This is a genomic window from Nocardioides sp., from assembly GCF_030150155.1.
GTDB lineage: Bacteria > Actinomycetota > Actinomycetes > Propionibacteriales > Nocardioidaceae > Nocardioides.
Genome location: NZ_JASLGR010000013.1, coordinates 22,225 through 41,628, shown reverse-complemented (window position 1 = coordinate 41,628; position 19,404 = coordinate 22,225). Strand labels below are relative to the sequence as shown.

Sequence of the window (19,404 nt, the reverse complement as noted above, 5' to 3'; positions counted from 1 at the left end):
CCGGTGGTTCAGGGGCCGGGGATCGAGAGGGCCGGGGATCTAGAGGGCCAGGGAGCGGGAGAGGGTCGTCTCGGCGATGAGACGGCCGCCGTGCAGCACGAGTCGGTCGGCGCTGGCCACCGCGATCGCCTCCAGCAGGCTGGCGGCTCGGATCGCGACCAGGTCGGCGCGGGCACCGGGGACGGCCCCGGCGACCGGGAGCCCCATCACCGAGCGGGCGCCGTCGCTGACCAGGGACCAGGACTCCTCGGGGGTGAGATGCCCGGCCGTGATCAGCAGCGAGGCGGTCTCGAACGCGTCGCTGCGCCCGACCGGGTTGAACGGGTCGCGGACGTTGTCGGCACCCGCGCCGACCCGCACCCCGGCGTCGATCAGGGCCCGCAGTGCGGTCAGGCCGCGGGGCGTGGAGACCGGGTGCTGCCAGCCCTGCAGGTAGAGGTTGGTGATCGGCAGCGAGATGATCCCGAGGTCGGAGGCCTTCACCTCGTCGATCACGGCGTCGAGCTCGGCGGACTCCAGGGTGCCCAGCCGGCAGCAGTGCCCGGCGGAGTACTGCCGGTCGCGCGGCCAGTCGCGGACCGCCCGGGCGTAGGCGTCCAGGGTGAGCGGACCGTCCAGGCTCTCGTCGGTGTGCAGGTCGACGGCGAGGTGGTGTCGCTCGGCGATCGCGAGCAGCCGCTCGAGCTCGGCGATCGGGTCCTCGGCCAGGTGCGGGGCGCCGCCGAGCACCGTCGCGCCGGCGGCCAGCGCCTCCTCGATCTCGGCGTCGGAGACGAACGAGCTGCACAGCGCGACGATCTCCAGGTCGACCAGGTGCCCGAGTTCGGCCCGGACCTGGGCCAGTGCCGCGACGTTGCGGGCGGCGTTGCCGGGCAGGACGTCGGCGTGGGAGCGGATCGCGGTGGTGCCGTTGGCCACCATCTGAAGGACCTGCTCGCGGGCACGGGCCACGATGTTGTCGATCGTGACGTCGGCACTCCAGGCGATCCACGCCTCGATCGCGGTGCCGAGGTCGCCGAACGGCGGCTGTACGGCGTCGAAGCTGAGTGCCTTGTCGAGGTGGGCGTGCGGGTCGGCTGGCGCGGTCAGCAGCAGGTAGCCGTCCAGGTCCAGCACGCTCGCCGGGTCGGCCGCCGCGGCCTCGGGGGTCGCCGCCGTGCCGGCCTCGAACACGTCGTGCACGACGGCACCGTCGATCGCGACGTCGACGCGACGTCCGTCGGACAGGGTGGCGTTGCGCAGCAGGGACACCGAACGAGGGGGCATGAGGAGCACGCTAGGAACGCCCTGTTTCCCTGCTGTAACGCTTCGATTTCACTGTTCTGAAACGTTTGTTACAACCGTTGACCACCCCCGATCCGAGCCGTTTTCGCGGTTAGCGTGTGCCGCGATGACGAACCACACCGCCCTTGCCCAGCCGTCCGTCGACGTCCTGATCGACCTCGTCCTGACCCGTCGCCTCGACGTCGCCGACGGCGTCGTCGAGCTCACCTTCACCGCCCCGGACGGCACCGATCTGCCCGCGTGGGAGCCCGGCGCGCACCTCGACCTGCTGCTCGCCCCCGACCTGGACCGGCAGTACTCGCTGTGCGGCCCGCGGGGGCCCGAGACCGCCGCCGAGTGGACCGTCGCGGTCCGCCGCGAGGCCGAGAGCCGGGGCGGCTCGGCGCTGATGCACGACCTCGCCGTCGGTGCGGCGCTGCGCTGCCGGATGCCGCGCAACCACTTCACCTTCGCCCCGGTGGAGGGTCCCGTCACCTTCGTCGCCGGCGGGATCGGGATCACCCCGCTGCTGCCGATGATCGAGGCGGCCACCGCGGCGGGGCGGACCTGGGTGCTGCACTACGCCGGTCGGAGCAGGGCCTCGATGGCCTACGCGGAGCGCCTCGTGACGACGTACGGCGACCGGGTGCGGCTCCACGTCGACGACGAGGGCACCGGCCTGGATCTGAGCGGCGTCGTGCAGGGCGCGACCCAGGTCTGGTGCTGCGGTCCGGCCGGGATGCTCGCCGCGGCCGAGGAGCTCGGGCTCGCCGCCGGTGTGCCGGTCCACGTCGAGCACTTCACCCCCAAGGAGGTCGGCGCACACGTCGACACCGCCTTCGAGATCGAGGCCGGCGGGCGGGTCTTCGAGGTGCCCGCCGACCGCAGCGCGCTCGACGTGATCGAGGAGGAGGGCTTCCTGGTCGTCTCCTCGTGCCGGGAGGGCACCTGCGGCACCTGCGAGACGGTGCTGCTCGAGGGCGAGGGCGACCACCGCGACTCGATCCTGTCGTCCGGGGAACAGGCCGAGAACCGGCTCTTCTACCCGTGCGTCTCGCGGGCGCGCAGCCCGCGGCTCGTGCTGGACCTGTTCTGATGGGGACGCTGCACGAGGCCCGCGCGGTCTGGGTCGGCGACGGCACCGAGGTCACCGGGAGCCTGGAGGTCGCGGCGCTGCGCGAGGACCTCGACGCCACCGACTGCGTCGTCACGCCGGGGCTGGTCAACGCCCACCACCACTTGCTGCAGAGCGCCTTCCGCACCCTGCCGGGCACCCGTGGGGTGCCGATGGCGCAGTGGCTGCCGACGATGGCAGCGGCGTACGACGGCGCCGGGCACGACCCGGATCTCTATGCCGCCGCAGCGGCGATCGGGATCGCGGAGTCGCTGCTGTGCGGGGTCACCACGGTGGCCGACCACCACCTCAACTGGCCGCACGGGGCACCGGTGGCCGACACCGTCGCGCTGGCCGAGGCGACCGTCGGGGCGGCGGCCACCCTGGGTGGTCGCCTGGTCTTCGTGCGGGGCTCGGCCCGCGACGACCCGGCCTGGGCGGCGGCCTCGGCCGAGGCGATCGTGACGGCGCTCGGCGTCGGTGCGCGCGGGGTCAGCGACGAGGGGCTGCTCCAGGTCGCGGTCGGCCCGGCCGGGGTGCACTCCGACGCGCGTGAGACGTTCGAGGCGCTCGGCGAGGTCGCCCGCCGCCACGGCCTCAAGCGGCGTACCCAGGCCAACGAGCAGGTCGACACCGCGATCGCGCTGGAGCGCTACGGGCGCCGTCCGATCGACCTGCTGGAGGAGTGGGGCTGGCTGGAGCCCGACGTCACGATCGCGCACCTGTGCGACGTGACGCCCGCGGAGATCGAGCGGATCGCCCGGGCCGGGGTGAGCGCCACCCACGCCCCGGGCTGCGACGTGCCGATGGGCTGGGGGATCGCTCCGGTGGCGGCGCTGCTGGAGGCCGGGATCGCGGTCGGGCTGGGCACCTCGGGCGGGGGATCGAACGACGCCGGCCACCTGCTCGCCGACGCCCGGCTGGCGATGCAGGTCTCGGGCCTGGTCGGCCCGCAGCTGCCGGCCCGGACGGTGCTGAGGATGGCGACCGGCGGTGGGGCCGGCGGCCTGGGCCGACCCGAGCTCGGCACGGTGTACGGCGGCGACCTGTGTGTCTGGGACGTGGGCGGTGTCGCGGACGCGGGGATCGCCGATCCGGTCGCGGGCCTGCTCTGGGGATCGCCGGGGCGGCGGCCGCGGCATGTGGTCGTGGCGGGGGAGGTGGTGGTGCGCGACTACCGCCTGGTCCGGGCCGACGAGGGCGAACTTGTCCACCAGTTGGTGACGCGTCTCATGAAGCGGACCCCTGTTCACTGAGGAGTGGCATCTGCAAAGATTCACTAAACACATCGATCTCGGCGATCGGACCTCAGAAGGAGAATGCGATGGACCGCACCATCACCATCAACCGACGGACCCTGTTCCAGGGCACCGGTGCGGTCGCTCTGCTCGCCGCCCTCGCGGCCTGCGGCGACTCCGGCTCGTCGAAGACCGGCTCCGGTGGGTCGGGCAAGATCGACACCCTCACGGTGGCGCTGCCCTCCTCGCTGACCAACCTCTACCCGGGCAAGGAGGCCGGGATCGTCAACTACTTCGTGGCGACCCTGGTCCTCGAGGGTCTGGTCGCCCCCGACAGCTCCGGCGCGCTGGCACCGGCGCTCGCGAAGTCGTGGAAGCAGGCCACCCCCACGACGTACGTCTACGAGCTGCGTGAGGACGCCACCTTCAGCGACGGCAGCGCCGTCACCCCCGAGGACATCGTCTACTCGGTGAACCTCGCCAAGGACGCCAAGGTCGCGCCGAACACGGCGTACTACTGGGCCAACGTCAAGGGTGCGAAGAAGACCGGCCCGCAGCAGGTCACCATCACGCTCTCCTCGCCCGACGTCGCCTTCGCCTGGGGCCCGACCGCGGCCAACGCCTTCTGGGTGACCGCCGAGCGCTTCGTCACCGCCGCCGGCGGCGTCGCCCAGCTCGGCACCACCAAGGGCCTGGTCACCGGCACCGGCCCGTACAAGGTCACCTCCTTCACCCCCGACTCCGGCGTCGTGCTCGAGGCCACCGGGAAGTGGTGGGGCGGCAACGTCGCGATCAAGAAGGTCGAGATCAAGTTCATCCCCGAGGAGTCCACCCGGATCCTCGCCCGCGAGTCCGGCGACATCGACCTGGCCGTCAACGTCTCGATCAGCCAGGCCGCGCAGTGGAAGAAGGCCGGCTCCACGACCGTCCTGTTCGCCCCCAACCGCAGCTACGTCGGGATCGACTTCAACACCGCCGTGGCGCCGTTCGACGACGTCCACGTGCGCCGTGCGATCGCGTACGCCGCCGACCGCGCCGGCTACGTGACGTCGCTGCTCGGCGGCCACGGCCAGCCGGCCACCGCGCTGACCACGCCCGAGCAGGTCGCCTCGCTCTACACCGACTCCGAGGCGCTGCAGAAGCTCGCCCTGCTCGACCTGCCCTACGACCTGGACAAGGCCAAGGCGGAGCTGGCCCAGTCGAAGGTGCCCCAGGGCTTCAAGACCACCGTCGGGGTCGCCTCCGACGCCCGCGAGGTCAGCCTGGTCTTCCAGGCCCTGGCCGAGGCGGTCAAGGAGCTCGGCATCGGCGAGGTCAGCCTGGTCTTCCAGGCCCTGGCCGAGGCGGTCAAGGAGCTCGGCATCGAGATCGAGATCAAGGAGATGCCGACCGAGCAGTGGTACGGCACCATCGGGTCCGACAAGTACGGCCTGGCCTACATGAGCTACTTCAACACCACCGGCGACCCGGCCGAGCTGCCGAACTGGTTCCTCGGCGCGGGCAACCCGGCGTCGTACAAGAACCCCAAGGTCGCCGCCCTGCTGGCCAAGGCCACCTCGGAGACCGACGAGTCCGCGCGCGTCGACGAGCTGATCGAGGCCCAGCGGCTCGCCCTGGCCGACGTCGCGTACCTGCCGCTGTGGTGGGGCGAGGCGGCGTACGCGATCGAGTCCTCGTACACGATCGAGGACCTCGGCTCGTACACCCTGCTCTCGCCCTGGACCCAGCGGATCAAGAGCCGGGGCTGAGGCATGCCCCCGGTGCTGCGCTTCGTGGGCGCCCGGCTGCTCGCCACGGTGGTCCTGCTGCTGGCGCTCTCCCTGGTCGTCTTCACGCTGCTCTACATGGCGCCGGGGGACCCGGCTCGCAACCTGCTCGGGCCGCGCACGCCCTCACCCGAGGCGCTCGCGGCGATCAAGGCGCAGTATCACCTCGACGACCCGTTCTGGCTGCAGTACCTGCGCTGGCTCGGTGACGCGCTGCACTTCGACTTCGGCACCTCGGTGCGCAGCGGCGGCTCGGTGACGAGCCTGCTCGGCTCGCGTGCCGGGGTCACCGGGGAGCTCGCCCTGATGGCGTTCGTGCTCACCGTCGTGATCGGTGTCCCGGCCGGCTTCTGGGCCGCCTGGCGTGCCGGTGGTCTCTCCGACCGCCTGCTCGGTGGGGCAGCCTTCGTCGGCGTCGGGGCGCCCAGCTTCGCGATCGGCCTGGTGCTGCTCTACCTGCTCGGCGTGAAGCTCTCGATCTTCCCGGTCTTCGGACTCGGGGAGGGCTTCGTCGACCGGGTCTGGCACCTCACCCTGCCCGCGATCACGCTGGCGTTCGCCTCGGGGGCGCTGGTCTTCAAGCTCACCCGCACCGCCGTCGTACGCGAGCTGGGGTCGGACTACGTCACCTTCGCCCGCAGCCGGCGGCTCTCCGAGCTGGCCATCGCCCGGCTGGTGCTGCGCAACGCCGCGATCCCGATCGTGACCTCGCTCGGCCTGGTCTTCGCGTTCTTCTTCGGTGGCACGCTGCTGGTCGAGGTGACCTTCGCGCTGCCCGGCCTGGGCTCGCTGCTGGCCAGCTCGGTCACGTTCAAGGACATCCCCGTCGTCCAGGCGATCACCCTGCTCACCGCCGCCGTGATCGCCCTGACCGCCCTGGCCGTCGATGTGGCGACCTGGGCGATCGACCCCCGCGTCCGAGGAGCACGCCGATGAAGCGGACCTCCACCCTCACGCTCTCGCTGCTGGCGCTGCCGCTGGTCGTGATCGCCGTGTGTGCTGCGTTCTCCGGGCTGCTGGTGCCCGACGCGACCCACAAGGACATCCTGCTCGGCACCACCGCGCCGGGCACCGGCGGACACCTGTTCGGCACTGACCAGCTCGGCCGCGACGTCCTCCAGATGGCCGTCGCCGGGGCGCGCAGCGCCGTCGTCGGACCGGTCGTGATCGCCCTCGGCTCGATGGCGATCGGACTGCTGCTCGGCACCATCGCCGGGTACTCCGGCGGCTGGCTGGACCTGCTCCTGTCCAAGTACGCCGACCTCCTGCTGGCCCTGCCGACGACCCTGATCGCGATCGTGGTCGCGGGCCTCATCGACGGCGGCTACTGGGTCACCGTCGGCGTCCTGGTGGTGCTCTTCTCGCCCACCGACATCCGGATGGTCAGGGGAGCGGTGCTCGCCCAGCGCGGCCTGCCCTATGTCGAGGCGGCCCAGGTGCTCGGCCTGTCGCGGTGGCGGATCATGTTCCGCCACCTGGTGCCCAACGTGCTCCCGATCGCGTTCGCCACGATGCTGATCAACGTCGCGTTCGCCCTCGTCTCGATCTCCGCGCTCTCCTTCCTCGGCCTCGGCATCGGACCCGGGCACGCGGACTGGGGCCGTCAGCTCAGCGACGGTCGCGACCTGCTCGGCCTGAACTGGGCCGCCGCGGTCGTGCCCGGCCTGCTGATCATCATCACCGCGACCCTGGTCAACCTGCTCGGTGACCTGGTCGGCGAGCGGCTCACGGCGGCAGGGGAGAAGCGATGACGTTCACCGGACTCGAGGTCACCGACCTCGCCGTCACCGGGCCGCACGGCCCGATCGTGACCGGCCTCGACCTCGCGGTCGCGCCCGGCCGGACCATCGCCATCGTCGGTGAGTCGGGCTCGGGCAAGTCGGTGTCGGCCAAGGCCGTCTCCGGTCTGCTGCCGCCCGGCCTGACCTCGACCGGCACGGTCAGCACCGACGGTCGGGTCGGGCTGCTGCTGCAGAACCCGTTCACCAGCCTGTCCCCGCTGCACCGCTGCGGCGACCAGATCGCCGCACCGCTGACGGGGCTGTCGGGCAGTGCGCTCAAGGCCGAGATCGAACGCCGTCTGGCCGAGGTCGACCTGCCGGCGCGGGTCGCCGGCCAGTACCCCTTCGAGCTCTCCGGCGGGATGCGCCAGCGGGTCGCCCTGGCGGCCGCACTGGCCTCGGACCCGGACGTGCTGATCGGCGACGAGCCGACCACCGCGCTCGACGTCACCACCCAGCGCCAGGTGCTCGACCTGATCGCCCGGATCCAGGCCGAGCGCCGGATGGCGTTCATCCTGATCACCCACGACCTCGCCGTGGCCCGGCACCAGGCCGACGACCTGATCGTGATGTACGCCGGTCGCGTGGTCGAGACCGGCGCCTCCGGTGCGGTCCTGGCCGCGCCCCACCACCCCTACACCGCCGGCCTGCGCGACTCCGAGCCCCCGTTGGAGCGACGCCTGGCGCTGCTCCCGACGATGCCGGGCTCGGTGCCGCACCCGGGCGAGACGATCACGGGCTGTGTCTTCGCCGCCCGCTGCCCGCTGGCCGACGAGCGCTGCCGCACCGAGGCACCGCCCCTGGCCGGGGTCGAGCAGGAGCCGCGCGAGGTCGCCTGCTGGCATCCGCTGGCCCCGGGGGAGCGCACCGTCGCCGCACTGCGTGACGCCGCCGACATCGCCGAGGACCCGGCGACCGGGGTCGCCGCCGACACCGTGGCCGCCGAGGACCTGGTCAGCGTCACCGACGCGTTCCGGCGCTTCGCCCCCGACGCACCGCCGGCTCTCGACGGGGTCTCGATCCGCGTCGCACCGGGCGAGGCGGTCGGCATCGTCGGCGAGTCCGGCTCGGGCAAGACCACCCTGGCGCGCACCCTGGTGGGCCTCGAACGGCTCGACGCCGGAGCGATCACCTGGGGCTCGACCCGCCCCGGTCCGCAGCGCGCCCAGATCGTCTTCCAGGACCCGACCTCGACCCTCAACCCGGCGATGACGATCGGGGCCACCCTGGGCGAGGCGCTCCGGGTCGCACCCTCGGACGACCTCGACGTGGCGGCGCTGCTGGAGCTGGTCGGGCTGCCGTCGGCGTACGCCCGGAGGAAGCCGCGAGCGCTGTCGGGCGGTGAGTTGCAACGGGTGGCGATCGCGCGGGCGCTGGCGCCCCGCCCCGAGCTGCTGATCTGCGACGAGCCGGTCTCGGCGCTCGACGTCTCGGTGCAGGCGCAGGTGCTCAACCTGCTCAACGACCTGCGCACCCGGCTCGGGATCGGCCTGCTGCTGATCACCCACGACCTGGCCGTGGCCCGGCAGGTGGTCGACCGGGCCTACGTGATGCAGCGCGGCTCGGTGGTCGAGGCGGGGTCGATGGACCAGATCCTGACCGCACCCGAGCACGAGTACACCCAGCGTCTGATCGCCTCGGTGGTGGCGTGATGAGCGAGCAGCTGGTCCGCCGTGCGGTGGCGGAGAACATGCGGCGCGCACGCCTGGCCAAGGGCCTGAGCCTGCGCGACCTGGCCGCCACCACCGGGCTGAGCGCGGCGCTGCTGTCGCGGATCGAGCACGAGGACGCCAACGCGACGCTGGCCGCGCTGAGCCGGATCGCCGAGGCGCTCGACCTGGCCTTCGCCGACCTGACCCGGATGCCGCTGTCGGAACCCGAGGTGCTGCGCGCCCCGGCCCGTGGGGCGGACGACTCCCGGGTCAGGACGCTGTTCGACATGCACGACCGGAGCCGGTTCGAGTTCACCGAGTCGGTCCTGCGGGCCGGGGAGAAGGGCAGCGTCGGCGTGCACGGGAAGGCGTCGGTCGAGCACGCGTACGTCGTCACCGGCACCGTCTACCTGACCGTCGGGGAGCGCACCCTCACCCTCGGCCCCGGCGACGCGGTCCGCTTCGACGGCTCGCTCACCCACACCTACGAGACCCGTGAGAGCGCTGCCACCATGCTCACCCTCCTGACCCTGCCCGAGGACTGAGGATGTCCCTGCCGTCCGGCTATGCCCACGCCCCGCTCCACGCCGACCTCACCTACGACGCCCGCTGGCTGACCCTGTCGACCGCCGGACCCGACGGCATCGAGGTCAGCGTGCTCGACCTCGAGACCGGGACCGAGGAGCCGCTCGGTGCCGGGTACGGCGCCACCTGGTCGCCCTGGGGACGCCGGCTGGCCTGGATCGACGCCGACGCCGAGGACGGCACGATCGTGCTCCGCGAGCCCGACGGCAGCCGCCGCACCCTGCCCGGCTCGGCGGGGGCCGCCTCGGCGCCGCTGTGGTCGCCCGACGGTGCCCACCTGGCCTTCACCGCCGCGACGGCTCAGCCGGTGGACCGCTCCGAGCCGTTCCGCTGGACCCGGCCCTACCTGGACTTCGACGGCCTCGGACCGCTGGACGCCCCGCCGCAGGTGCTGATCGCCGGCGCCCACGACGACGAGGAGCCCCGCCTCCTGACCGACGACGGCTGGCGCTGGTCGCTGCTGCGCTGGTCGCCCGACGCCACTCGGATCGCTGCAGCGGCCGGGATCGACCCCGAGGACCGGATCGGCGGCCAGCAGCTGCACGTGCTGGGCCTGGACGGGTCCCGGCTGACGCCAGCCGTGCCGGCCGGGCGGTCCTTCTCGGTGGAGTGGCTCAGCGACACCTGCCTGCTGGTGCTGGTCTTCGAGCCGACGCCGGGGGCCGAGCCCGAGCTCTACCGCGTCGACCTGGGCGATGCCACCGCCCCGCCGGTGGTCACCCTGACCACGATCACGGCCTCCGGTGAGGTTCCCGGTGAGGTCCCCGGGCTGGGCGGCGACGTCTACGGCGACCACCCCGCCGAGCTGGTCGACACCGGCGACCGGCTGCTGCTGGCCGTGGACGAGGACCTCTTCCTGATCCGTACCGTCACCCGGGGCGCGATGGGGATCGCGCTGGCACGGATCGACGGGTCGGACGTCACCGTGACGGCGTACGTCGGCGGCGAGCGGACCTGCACCCCGGTCGGCTTCAGCAACGGCCGACTGGTGATGGCGACGATCGCCCCGGACCAGTGGGCGCAGATCGCGTGCGTCGACTGGGCCACCGGCGAGGAGCGGGTGGTGCGGCGCTTCACCGAGGCGGCCCCCGCGATGAGCGTGGAGCGGTTCAGGGTCAGCACCGACGCGGTCGCGCCGATCGACGCCTGGTTCCTGCGTCCGGCCGAGGCCACCGGCCCGCTGCCGACGGTGCTGCTGGTGCACGGCGGCCCGCACTACTCCTACGGCGAGTCGTTCTCCCTGGACGCCGTGGCCCTGGTCGAGGCCGGGTTCGGCGTGCTCTACGCCAACCCGCGCGGCTCGACGGGCACCTCGACGGAGTTCGCCACCTCGGTGCAGGGCGACTGGGCCGAGGGGCCGAGCCGTGACCTGCTCGCGGTGGTCGACGAGGCGGTCGCCCGCGGCTGGGCCGACGACGATCGGCTGGGCATCGCGGGCAACTCCTACGGCGGCTACATGGCTGCCTGGCTGGGGGCGACCACGCGGCGGTTCGGTGCCGCGGTGGCGGAGAACCCGGTCACCGACCTGGCCTCGATGTACTTCACCAGCGACATCGGCCCGCGGTTCTTCACCGAGCAGATGCTCGGCACGCCCCTGGACCGGCCCGAGCGCTACCGCGACCAGTCGCCGCTGTACCGCTCCCGCGGCGCCCGCACGCCGACCCTGTTCGTCACCGGGACCGAGGACCGGCGCTGCCCGGCGCCCCAGGCCTGGTCGATGCACCGTCAGCTGTGTGCTGTCGGTACGCCGAGCGAGGTGCTGGTGCTGCCGGGCAGCGCGCACGAGGGGAGCACGTACGGCCCCGCCTCAGCGCGTCGTGCTCATGACGAGGCGCTGGTCGCCTGGATGGAGCGGTTCATTCCCGGAACGCGCACCCGGCCCTGACGCCGAAGCGCTTGAGCAGGATCGCGGCAGGGCAGAACCCGGTCAGGCTGGCCTGGAACAGGTTGAGGCCGACGAACGTGGTGAGCAGCAGCCACCACGGCGAGACCAGGGCTGCCAGCAGGGCGCTGAGCAGGGTGACGGTGCCGGCGACGAGCATCACGCCGCGGTCGAGGTTGAAGTCGTGCACGAGGATCTCCTGGATCGGTAGGTCGGAGGGTCAGTGGCTGAAGCGGATGCTGGGCAGGATCCGGCGCAGCCACGCGGGGCAGGCCCAGGCAGCGCGGCCGGTCAGCCGTAGCAGCACCGGCAGCAGCACCAGTCGGACGACGAAGGCGTCCAGCAGGACGGCGACGCCGAGGATGACGCCCATCTCCTTGGGTGGCAGCGGCCCGGACAGCGAGAAGGTGAAGAAGACCGCCACCATCACCGCGCCGGCGGCGAAGATCACCCGCCCGGACTGGGCCAGCGCCCCGACCATCGCACTGCGGGCGTCACCGGTGCGCTCCCAGTTCTCCTTGGCCGAGGCCAGCAGGAAGACGGTGTAGTCCATCGCGATGGCGAAGATCATCGCGAAGAAGAAGACCGGCGCCCAGGCGTCGAGGAACCCCTGGGACTCGAATCCGAAGAGCCCGGAGAGGTGCCCGTCCTGGAAGACCAGCCGGGCCACGCCGAACGCGGCGGCGGTGGAGAGCAGGCTGACCAGGGTGCCCAGCAGTGCGATCAGGGGCGCCTGCAGGGCGATCAGCAACAGCAGGAAGCCGAGCGCGAGCACGATCCCGATCACCAGCGGCGTGGAGTGGTCGAGCTGGGCCTTGAGGTCGAGGTTCTCCACCGCAGGGCCACCGACCAGGGCGTCGTCGGGCAGGTCGGCGCGCAGTCGCTCCACCGTCTGGGCCAGGGCCGGGTCGGACGGGTCGACCGTGGGGACCGCCTGGATCATCGCGTACGACGACCCGTCGACGGCCTCGGTCGCCGGCATTGCCCCGGCGATGCCAGGATCGGCGCTCACCACGGCGGCGGCCGCACCGGCCGACGTACGGGGGACGACGATCTGGAGCATGCCGGCGGTGCCCGGCCCGAAGGCCTCCTGGACCCGGTCGTAGCCGACCCGGGCAGGGGCGTCGTCGGGGAGCACCTTGATCGAGGGCATCGCGGTGCGCAGGCCGAGGATCGGGGCGGCCAGGGCGATCAGCACCACCAGGGCACCGGCACCGTAGAGGAACGGGCGCCGCCACAGCCGCTCACCCCAGCGGGCGAAGCGGGGGGAGTGGTGCTCGGCCGTACGGGTCCAGGGCAGCGCCAGCTTGTTGATCCGGGTGTCGAGCTTGCCCAGCACCAGCGGCAGCAGGGTCAAGGTGGCGGCGAGCACGAAGACGACGGCGAGCATGATGCCGCCGGCCATCGACCGGAACGACGGCGAGGGCACGATCTCGACGGCCGAGAGCGAGACCAGCACGGTCAGGCCGGAGAGCAGCACCGCCTTGCCGGCGGTGTCCATCGTCTCGGCGACGGCGCTCTCCCGGGTGGCGCCGGCCTTGGCGCGGGCGGCGCGGAACCTCACGACGAGGAAGAGGGCGTAGTCGATCCCGAGGGCGAGGGCGAACATCATCGCGAAGTTCATCGCCCAGATCGAGACCGGGACGATCTCGTTGATCAGCACCAGGGAGCCGGCCGAGGCGACCAGTCCGGCCAGGGTGAGCAGCAGCGGCAGTCCGGCGGCGATGAGGGCGCCGAAGGCCAGCACCAGGACGGCCAGGGTGACCGGCCAGGACATGATCTCGGACTTCATCATCGCGTCGAGGTTGGCGGCGTTGAAGTCGGCCCAGAGCTGGGAGGCGCCGGTCGGAGTGACCTCGATGCCGTCGCCCGACAGGGCGGTCAGGGGCTCCTTGAGGTCGACGGCGGCCTTGACCATCTCGTTGGTGTCGACCGCGGCGCCACCGATCACGATCGCGGTGGTGCCGTCGGCGCTGAGGGTGGCACCGGGCTGCGGTGCGATCACGGTGGAGATCCGGTCATCGGCGTGCAGGGTCGCCTCGACCTGGGCGAGCACCTTCTGCCCGGCGGCGTCGGTGAGGGGCGCGTCGCTGTGCACGACGACCTGGAGCGCGGAGGAGGCGTTGCCGCCGAAGTGCTCCTCGGCCAGGTGCCGGGCCTGGACCGACGCGGAGCCGCTGGCCTGCCAGCCGGCACCCGACAGCGAGCTCTCCACGCGTGGGGCGAACAGGCCGAGGCCGACGATGACCAGCAGCCACAGCACCGCGGTCAGCCGACCGTGACGCAGGACTCCGAGGCCGAGGCGGCCCAGTGGGCCGGGGCGGGCGGTACTCATTCCAACTCCTCTCAGAACCCCCTGGGGGGATAACGAGGCGACGGTAGCATATCCCCCCGGGGGGTTATGAAACCGTGGGGCGCGGGGACGGCCGCCAGGGGAGGGGGAATGCGAAAGACCGGCGGTCCGACTCTCGTCGGACCGCCGGTCTGGCGGTACTGGTGGCTCGGGCCGGGTCAGTCCCGGGGGAGCGGGCTGTAGAACACCAGTCCGTTGCCCTGGTTGTCGTAGACCACCGCGCGGCGCTCGTGCGCGTCGTCGTACGGCGCCTTCACGATCGCCCCGCCGGCAGCCTCGATCGCGGCGGCCTGGGTGTCGACGTCGGCCGTGGTCGGGGTCTTGATCCCGACCACGACCTTGCCGGGCAGGGGATGGTCGATCGAGGTGGCCAGGGCCAGGGTGACGGCGCCGCCGTCGAGGGCGGCGTAGTGCGCCCCGTCGCGGAACCGCAGCGTGTAGCCGAGGCCTTCGTAGAAGGCGATCGAGTCGTCGAGGTTCTCGGTGGACAGGATGATCTGTCGAATCACGTTGTCGCTCATGACTCGACGCTACTCCCGGGCGTCGAGCTCAGGAGGTCGTGACCGCCGCGCTGCCGTAGCCGGTGATCGTGTTGACCAGGCTGATGCCGGTCGCGGTCGCGCTGAAGACCACGATCAGCTGCTGCCCGCTGGCGACGGGGATCGACCGGCCGGTCACCGAACAGGAGGCGGTGGTGCCGGTCGCGATGAGGCCTGTCAACGCGGGAGTGGTGGTGCACGTGGCCCCGGTGATCGGGGTGAAGGGCGCCAGGTTCCCGTCGGACCGCCATACCTGGGCAGTGACGGAGACGGTCGTGCCGATCAGGGACATTGCCTGGGTGAGAGTGAAGTTGGCGGTCACACCGGTGAGCGTGGTGGCGTTCAGCACGGGTTGGGACAGGCCCCCGACCGCCAGGGCATCGATGCTCCCTGTGGTCACCGAGGTCGTCATCGAGCTGGTGCCGCTGACCGGGAGTACAGCGCCGTTCCCGGTCAGCCCGCCCGCGATCGTGGTGAGAGACATCGAGGTGAGGCCTGAGCTGCTCAGGTACTGCGATCCGCTCCCGGAACCGGCAGGCCCGGTCGGGCCGGTGGCGCCGTCGGCTCCGGTCGGGCCCGTGGCGCCCGTGGCGCCCGTGGCACCGGCCGGGCCGGCTGCTCCCGCCGGGCCGGCTGCGCCAGCGGCTCCGTTCGCTCCGTTCGCTCCGGCAGCGCCGTCGGCTCCGGTCGCGCCCGTGGCCCCGGTCGCTCCGGTGGGGCCGACAGGCCCGGCCGGGCCGATGCTGCCCTGAGCCCCGGCGGCGCCGTCGGCCCCCGTCGCCCCCGTCGCACCCTGGGCACCGGCGGCTCCCTGGGCACCGGCGGCCCCGGTAGCGCCGGTCTTCCCGGTCTTGCCCGTCTTTCCGGTCTTGCCTCGGCGGCCCTCGACCCGCCAGACGACCTTCTTCTCCTCAGCCGTGCAGCGCTCGCCGGCGCCGATCACACGCAGGGTGCCGGTCTCCTTGACGTAGCAGGCGGCGATCTTGCGTGGCTTGGCGGCCTCGGCGGCACCGGGGACGCCGACGACGGCGGCCAGGGCGAGCGACGCCATGCCGGCGGCGACCATCTTCTGGGGGCGGGTGGGGGTCATCACCGTTGGAGGATAGGGGGATCGGACCGGGTTGTCCGGGGATCGGGAATGTTCAGGCCTTCGCCTCCGTCGGCGCTGACTCCTCGGTGCCGCCGCGCAGCGTCTCCAGGCCGTTCATCAGGTGGAACAGCACCAGGATCGCGGCGGTCGCGATCGCGATGCCGCCCAGGGTGAAGTCGCCGAACTTCACCACGTCGTTGCCCATCCCCATCGCGATGATGAGGGCGGCGGCGACGGGGAAGAGGTTCTTCTGGATACCGAAGTCGACCCGGGCGTCGATCCACATCCGGATGCCGATCAGGCCGATGACGCCGTACAGCACCAGCGTGGCGCCGCCGATGACACCGTTCGGGATGGTGAACAGCAGGGCACCGAACTTCGGCGACATGGCGAGGAGGAAGGCGACGATGCCGGCCACCCAGTACGCGGCCGTGGAGAAGACCCGCGTGGCCGACATGACGCCGATGTTCTCGCCGTACGTCGTCGTGGCCGAGCCGCCGCCCGCGCCGGCGACCATCGTGGCGACGCCGTCGGCGAAGAGCGCCCGACCGGTCATGGCGTTGATCGAGTCGTCCTTGACCAGGTGGGCCACGGAGCGGACGTGGCCGACGTTCTCGGCGACCAGGACGAAGACGACCGGCAGGAACATCGGCAGCGCGCTCCAGTCGGCGCTGGGGTGGGTCAGGTGCGGCAGGCCGAACCAGTCGGCGGCCTTGACGCCGTCGAAGTTGGGCACGCCCATCGCGATCGAGACCAGGTAGCCGACCAGGAAGCCGAGCAGCACCGCGATCCGGCCGAGGATGCCGCGGAAGAGCGCGGCGATCACGACGATGGCGACCACGGTGACGGTGGCGAGCAGCAGGTGCTTGTCGTCGACCGGCTTGCCGCCGGGGGCGAAGGTGCCGCCGGCGTCGAGGTTGATCACGTTGTTCCACGACGCCTGGGCCAGGTTGAAGCCGATCAGGGCGACCACGCCGCCCATCACGACCGGCGGCATCAGGGCGTGGATCCAGCCCGTGCCGACCCGCATCACGAGCAGACCGATCAGGGCTAGCGCGGCACCGGTGGCGATGATCGCGAAGAGCGCGGTGGAGATGTCGTCACCGGTCTTGGCGGCCAGCACCGGGGAGATGAACGCGAACGACGAGCCCAGGTAGCTCGGCACCCGGTTGCGGGTGATGAGCAGGAAGAGCATCGTGCCGATGCCGGAGAAGAGCAGCGTGGTGCTGGGGTCGAAGCCCGTGATGATCGGGACCAGGAAGGTCGCGCCGAACATGGCGACGACGTGCTGCCCGCCCAGACCGATGGTGCGCGGCCACGAGAGTCGCTCGTGGGGCTTGACGACCTCGCCGGGGGCGACGGACTTGCCGTCACCGTGGATGGTCCAGGACACGGGTCCTCCTGAGGGATGGGGGATGGGGGCGTGCGCGGCCGCAGCGGCCTGAGCACAAACGGCCTGATCTTATGGGACTCGGCTCCCGTACGCGCCCGGCGACTGATAGAAGGGAGGGCATGAGTGAAGAGACGAACGCCGCGGGCGTGCTCCTGTCGGTCGACTCCGGCGTCGCCCACCTCGTGCTGAACCGGCCCGCCGCCGCCAACTCCTTCGACCTGCCCACCGCACTCGACCTCGTCGCCGCCGTCGAGCGCTGTGCGGCCGACGACATCCGCGTGGTCGTGGTGACCGGGGCCGGGAAGCGCTTCTGCGCCGGCGGCGACGTCGCCTCCTTCGTCGCGGCCGAGGCACGCGACGCGTACATCCACGAGCTCGCCAGCGTGCTCGGTGGGGCGCTGCGGGCGCTCTCCGACCTCGCCAAGCCGGTCGTCGCCGGGGTGCACGGCGCCGTCGCCGGTGCCGGTCTCGGCTTCGTGCTGGCCGCCGACCTGGTGGTCGCCGAACGCGCCACCAAGTTCACGATGGCCTTCGCCGGGATCGGCCTGACCCCGGACTCGGGCGTCTCCTACCTGCTGCCGCGGGTCGTCGGCCTGCGCCGCGCCCTCGACCTGACCGTGAACCAGCGGGTGCTCTCGGCCGACACGGCGCTGGAGTGGGACCTGGTCACCGAGGTGGTCGACGGCTCCGGCGCTGCCGAGGTCGCCGGCGGTACGGCGGCCGAGCGCGCGCTCGAGATCGGCCGCACGCTCGCCGCCGGACCGGCCCTCGCCCTGGGCCAGGCCCGGCGTCTGCTCCGCTCGGGCCTGGAGGTCTCGCGCGACGTCCACGCCGCCGACGAGGCCCGCACCATCAGCCGGGCAGTGGTGGGGGACGAGGCGAGCGCCCTGATCGACGCGTTCCTGAACCGCTGAGGCCGGCGGCGAGGCTGCGCAGCGCCTGCCTGACCATGAACGGTGACACCCAGGTCACCGCGATCGGGATGACGATGCTGATGATCAGAGTGGTGCGGCCTCGTCGCGCCGGAAGAGCGGCGGGAGGAAGCGCAGCATCAGCGTCGACCAGGTGAGATGGGTGATCATCGGCGCCTGGATGCCGCCCGAGGCGCGGCGCTGGTAGGCGAACAGGGTTCCCATCGCCGTGGCGGCCAGCACCAGTGCCGGGTTGCGGGTCGCCGAGGTGGCCAGCGCATAGACCGCGGTCGATCCGGCGAGCGGCTGGTGCGTCTCCAGGGCGGCGTACAGGGCGCCGCGATAGAACAGCTCCTCGGCGGCGCCGTTGGCGAGGGTGGTCGCCCACACCGCGGGGGTCGCACCTTCGTGGGCGAAGGCCAGGACCCGGGCGACGGCCTCGCCGAGGACCGGGACCCGACGGGCGACGAGGGCGCCGACATAGAAGACGCCGAACGCTGCCACGCCGGTCGCGACCGGGGTCAGGATCGGCCGACGCAGGGAGTCGTCGCGGTTCTCCACCCAGCCGCGATGCAAGGGGCCCGAGGCGAGGCTTCCCGCGGTGTAGACCGAGGCCACCGCTGCGGTGGAGGCATAGAAGTCGGCTGAGCCCGGTGCGCGGGTCAGTGACCGTCCCAGCAGAGCGGTGCCCAGCACCGCCGTCCCGGCGACGACCCGGCGCCGACGTCGTTGCAGTGCGGGGGGCTCGATCGGCCCGGAGCCGTGCCGGTGGGTCAGGGGCTTGGGCAGGAGCCGGTCGAACCGGCTCACTGCTCAGCCGCCCGTGCCTGGGTCCGTTCGGCCAGGGCGATCTGGACGGCGGCCTCGTAGCTCATCGGCTCGAACGGCACCACCTCCCGGATCGCGGTGTCGTGGACGACGACGGCGTTGGTCATCGAGTCGATCAGGTTGCGGCCGGTCTCGGTGTCGACGTCGGTGATGAAGGCGAGCCACCGCGAGGAGAGGCCGGGGGTGAGGAGAGGGACCGGCAGGATCGGCAGGGCCCGGCCCTTGATCGCTGCCACCCGGGAGAGCATGTCGGCGTACGCCAGCACCTCGGGGCCACCGATCTCGAAGGTGCGGCCGAGTGCGTCTGGGTTCTCCAGGACGCCGACCAGGTAGCGGGTGACATCGGCGATCGCGATCGGCTGGGTCCGGGTGGTCACCCAGCGCGGCGTGATCATGGCCGGCAGATGCGCGACCAGCTGGCGGGTGATCTCCCAGGAGATACCGCCGTGGCCGATGATGATCCCCGCCCGCAGGACGGTGACCGGCGCTCCGTCAGCGGCCAGGAGGCGTTCGACCTCGCGCCGGCTGCGCAGGTGGGGCGAGAGAGTGTCGGAGTCGGCACCGAGGCCACCCAGATAGATGATCTGCGCGATCCCGCCCTGACGCGCCGCCCGGCCGAACGCGCGAGCGGCGGCCGCGTCGCGGGATTCGAAGTCAGCGCTGCCCAAGGAGTGCACCAGGTAGTACGCCGCTGAGCACCCGTCCAGCGCGGCCCTCAGTGACTCAGGGTCGGCGACGTCGCCCCGGACCGCGATCCCTGGTCCGTCGTAGTGCTCGGGGTGGCGGGTCATCACCCGGACCTCGCGCGCCTGATCGGTGAGCGCGGCGACCAGGCGACGACCGACGAAGCCGGTCCCGCCGGCCACCAGCACGGGGGCAGTGTGGTTCATGTAGACCTCCTCCGGGGTCTTGAGCGTTGCTCGATTCGGTGGGCGACGCAACCCCTGTGCCTGCGGGTGTGTCCCTTGTCTCCGTGGGCGTCGCGGTGGGAGCACGGTGCGTGCCGCCC

The 19,404-nt window shown here is 72.2% G+C and carries 17 protein-coding genes; 9 read left to right on the top strand and 8 right to left on the bottom strand.

The features are described 5' to 3' along the window. Window positions 1-39 precede the first annotated feature (39 nt). Complete coding sequence (locus Q1V88_RS02630; RefSeq protein WP_300677516.1) at window positions 40-1,266, bottom strand: amidohydrolase family protein; 1,227 nt, start codon at window positions 1,264-1,266, stop codon at window positions 40-42. 124 nt (window positions 1,267-1,390) lie between these two features. Here Q1V88_RS02630 and Q1V88_RS02625 point away from each other — a divergent pair, with 124 nt between their 5' ends. The 8 genes from Q1V88_RS02625 (at window position 1,391) to Q1V88_RS02590 (ending at window position 11,284) form a co-directional block, all read left to right on the top strand. Further along, window positions 1,391-2,359 carry a PDR/VanB family oxidoreductase gene (locus Q1V88_RS02625; protein WP_300677514.1) on the top strand — a complete coding sequence of 323 codons (969 nt, stop codon included), beginning with the start codon at window positions 1,391-1,393 and terminating at the stop codon, window positions 2,357-2,359. After that, entirely contained in the window at window positions 2,359-3,633 is a 1,275-nt protein-coding gene (locus tag Q1V88_RS02620) for an amidohydrolase family protein (RefSeq protein ID WP_300677512.1), read from the top strand. The genes Q1V88_RS02625 and Q1V88_RS02620 overlap by 1 nt, the downstream gene beginning before the upstream one ends. Window positions 3,634-3,701: 68 nt before the next feature. After that, entirely contained in the window at window positions 3,702-5,363 is a 1,662-nt protein-coding gene (locus Q1V88_RS02615; protein ID WP_300677509.1) for an ABC transporter substrate-binding protein, read from the top strand. A 3-nt stretch (window positions 5,364-5,366) separates the two neighbouring features. Further along, window positions 5,367-6,317, top strand: a complete 951-nt coding sequence (locus Q1V88_RS02610; RefSeq protein ID WP_300677507.1) for an ABC transporter permease — start codon at window positions 5,367-5,369, stop codon at window positions 6,315-6,317. Continuing rightward, window positions 6,314-7,132, top strand: a complete 819-nt coding sequence (locus Q1V88_RS02605) for an ABC transporter permease (RefSeq protein ID WP_300677504.1) — start codon at window positions 6,314-6,316, stop codon at window positions 7,130-7,132. The genes Q1V88_RS02610 and Q1V88_RS02605 overlap by 4 nt, the downstream gene beginning before the upstream one ends. Next, a complete protein-coding gene (locus tag Q1V88_RS02600) occupies window positions 7,129-8,814 on the top strand; it encodes an ABC transporter ATP-binding protein (protein ID WP_300677502.1) in 1,686 nt (561 codons plus the stop codon). Before Q1V88_RS02605 ends, Q1V88_RS02600 begins: the two co-directional genes overlap by 4 nt. Beyond that, complete coding sequence (locus tag Q1V88_RS02595; RefSeq protein WP_300677499.1) at window positions 8,814-9,359, top strand: XRE family transcriptional regulator; 546 nt, start codon at window positions 8,814-8,816, stop codon at window positions 9,357-9,359. Before Q1V88_RS02600 ends, Q1V88_RS02595 begins: the two co-directional genes overlap by 1 nt. A gap of 2 nt (window positions 9,360-9,361) precedes the next feature. Continuing rightward, on the top strand, window positions 9,362-11,284 hold the full coding sequence (locus Q1V88_RS02590) for a prolyl oligopeptidase family serine peptidase (protein WP_300677496.1): 1,923 nt from the start codon (window positions 9,362-9,364) through the stop codon (window positions 11,282-11,284). Here the strand turns inward: Q1V88_RS02590 and Q1V88_RS02585 are convergent. The 5 genes from Q1V88_RS02585 to Q1V88_RS02565 all read right to left on the bottom strand — a co-directional run bounded on the left by Q1V88_RS02585 (window position 11,256) and on the right by Q1V88_RS02565 (window position 16,656). After that, a complete protein-coding gene (locus Q1V88_RS02585) occupies window positions 11,256-11,471 on the bottom strand; it encodes a DUF2892 domain-containing protein (RefSeq protein ID WP_300677493.1) in 216 nt (71 codons plus the stop codon). The two genes, Q1V88_RS02590 and Q1V88_RS02585, sit on opposite strands and share 29 nt — an antisense overlap. Window positions 11,472-11,501: 30 nt before the next feature. Next, window positions 11,502-13,616 (bottom strand): MMPL family transporter, encoded by a 2,115-nt coding sequence (locus Q1V88_RS02580; RefSeq protein WP_300677490.1) that lies wholly within the window; start codon window positions 13,614-13,616, stop codon window positions 11,502-11,504. Between the two features lie 176 nt (window positions 13,617-13,792). After that, window positions 13,793-14,155, bottom strand: coding sequence for a VOC family protein (locus tag Q1V88_RS02575; protein ID WP_300677487.1), 363 nt, complete (start codon window positions 14,153-14,155; stop codon window positions 13,793-13,795). Between the two features lie 28 nt (window positions 14,156-14,183). Next, window positions 14,184-15,266 carry a hypothetical protein gene (locus Q1V88_RS02570; RefSeq protein ID WP_300677485.1) on the bottom strand — a complete coding sequence of 361 codons (1,083 nt, stop codon included), beginning with the start codon at window positions 15,264-15,266 and terminating at the stop codon, window positions 14,184-14,186. Between the two features lie 49 nt (window positions 15,267-15,315). Further along, window positions 15,316-16,656 carry a solute carrier family 23 protein gene (locus Q1V88_RS02565; RefSeq protein WP_300677483.1) on the bottom strand — a complete coding sequence of 447 codons (1,341 nt, stop codon included), beginning with the start codon at window positions 16,654-16,656 and terminating at the stop codon, window positions 15,316-15,318. A gap of 119 nt (window positions 16,657-16,775) precedes the next feature. Between Q1V88_RS02565 and Q1V88_RS02560 the strand changes: the two genes are divergently transcribed. Next, window positions 16,776-17,570 (top strand): enoyl-CoA hydratase/isomerase family protein, encoded by a 795-nt coding sequence (locus Q1V88_RS02560; protein WP_300677480.1) that lies wholly within the window; start codon window positions 16,776-16,778, stop codon window positions 17,568-17,570. 84 nt (window positions 17,571-17,654) lie between these two features. On the opposite strand, the gene Q1V88_RS02555 is transcribed toward Q1V88_RS02560, so the two are convergent. Further along, a complete protein-coding gene (locus tag Q1V88_RS02555) occupies window positions 17,655-18,377 on the bottom strand; it encodes a CPBP family intramembrane glutamic endopeptidase (RefSeq protein ID WP_300677477.1) in 723 nt (240 codons plus the stop codon). Further along, entirely contained in the window at window positions 18,374-19,285 is a 912-nt protein-coding gene (locus Q1V88_RS02550; RefSeq protein WP_300677475.1) for an NAD(P)H-binding protein, read from the bottom strand. The genes Q1V88_RS02555 and Q1V88_RS02550 overlap by 4 nt, the downstream gene beginning before the upstream one ends. Window positions 19,286-19,404 lie beyond the last annotated feature (119 nt).

Bases quoted from the DNA above. Each gene is read 5' to 3' on its own strand.
- Q1V88_RS02630 (WP_300677516.1), bottom strand. From the start codon at position 1,266: ATGCCCCCTCGTTCGGTGTCCCTGCTGCGCAACGCCACCCTGTCCGAC.
- Q1V88_RS02625 (WP_300677514.1), top strand. From the start codon at position 1,391: ATGACGAACCACACCGCCCTTGCCCAGCCGTCCGTCGACGTCCTGATC.
- Q1V88_RS02620 (WP_300677512.1), top strand. From the start codon at position 2,359: ATGGGGACGCTGCACGAGGCCCGCGCGGTCTGGGTCGGCGACGGCACC.
- Q1V88_RS02615 (WP_300677509.1), top strand. From the start codon at position 3,702: ATGGACCGCACCATCACCATCAACCGACGGACCCTGTTCCAGGGCACC.
- Q1V88_RS02610 (WP_300677507.1), top strand. From the start codon at position 5,367: ATGCCCCCGGTGCTGCGCTTCGTGGGCGCCCGGCTGCTCGCCACGGTG.
- Q1V88_RS02605 (WP_300677504.1), top strand. From the start codon at position 6,314: ATGAAGCGGACCTCCACCCTCACGCTCTCGCTGCTGGCGCTGCCGCTG.
- Q1V88_RS02600 (WP_300677502.1), top strand. From the start codon at position 7,129: ATGACGTTCACCGGACTCGAGGTCACCGACCTCGCCGTCACCGGGCCG.
- Q1V88_RS02595 (WP_300677499.1), top strand. From the start codon at position 8,814: ATGAGCGAGCAGCTGGTCCGCCGTGCGGTGGCGGAGAACATGCGGCGC.
- Q1V88_RS02590 (WP_300677496.1), top strand. From the start codon at position 9,362: ATGTCCCTGCCGTCCGGCTATGCCCACGCCCCGCTCCACGCCGACCTC.
- Q1V88_RS02580 (WP_300677490.1), bottom strand. From the start codon at position 13,616: ATGAGTACCGCCCGCCCCGGCCCACTGGGCCGCCTCGGCCTCGGAGTC.
- Q1V88_RS02575 (WP_300677487.1), bottom strand. From the start codon at position 14,155: ATGAGCGACAACGTGATTCGACAGATCATCCTGTCCACCGAGAACCTC.
- Q1V88_RS02560 (WP_300677480.1), top strand. From the start codon at position 16,776: ATGAGTGAAGAGACGAACGCCGCGGGCGTGCTCCTGTCGGTCGACTCC.
- Q1V88_RS02550 (WP_300677475.1), bottom strand. From the start codon at position 19,285: ATGAACCACACTGCCCCCGTGCTGGTGGCCGGCGGGACCGGCTTCGTC.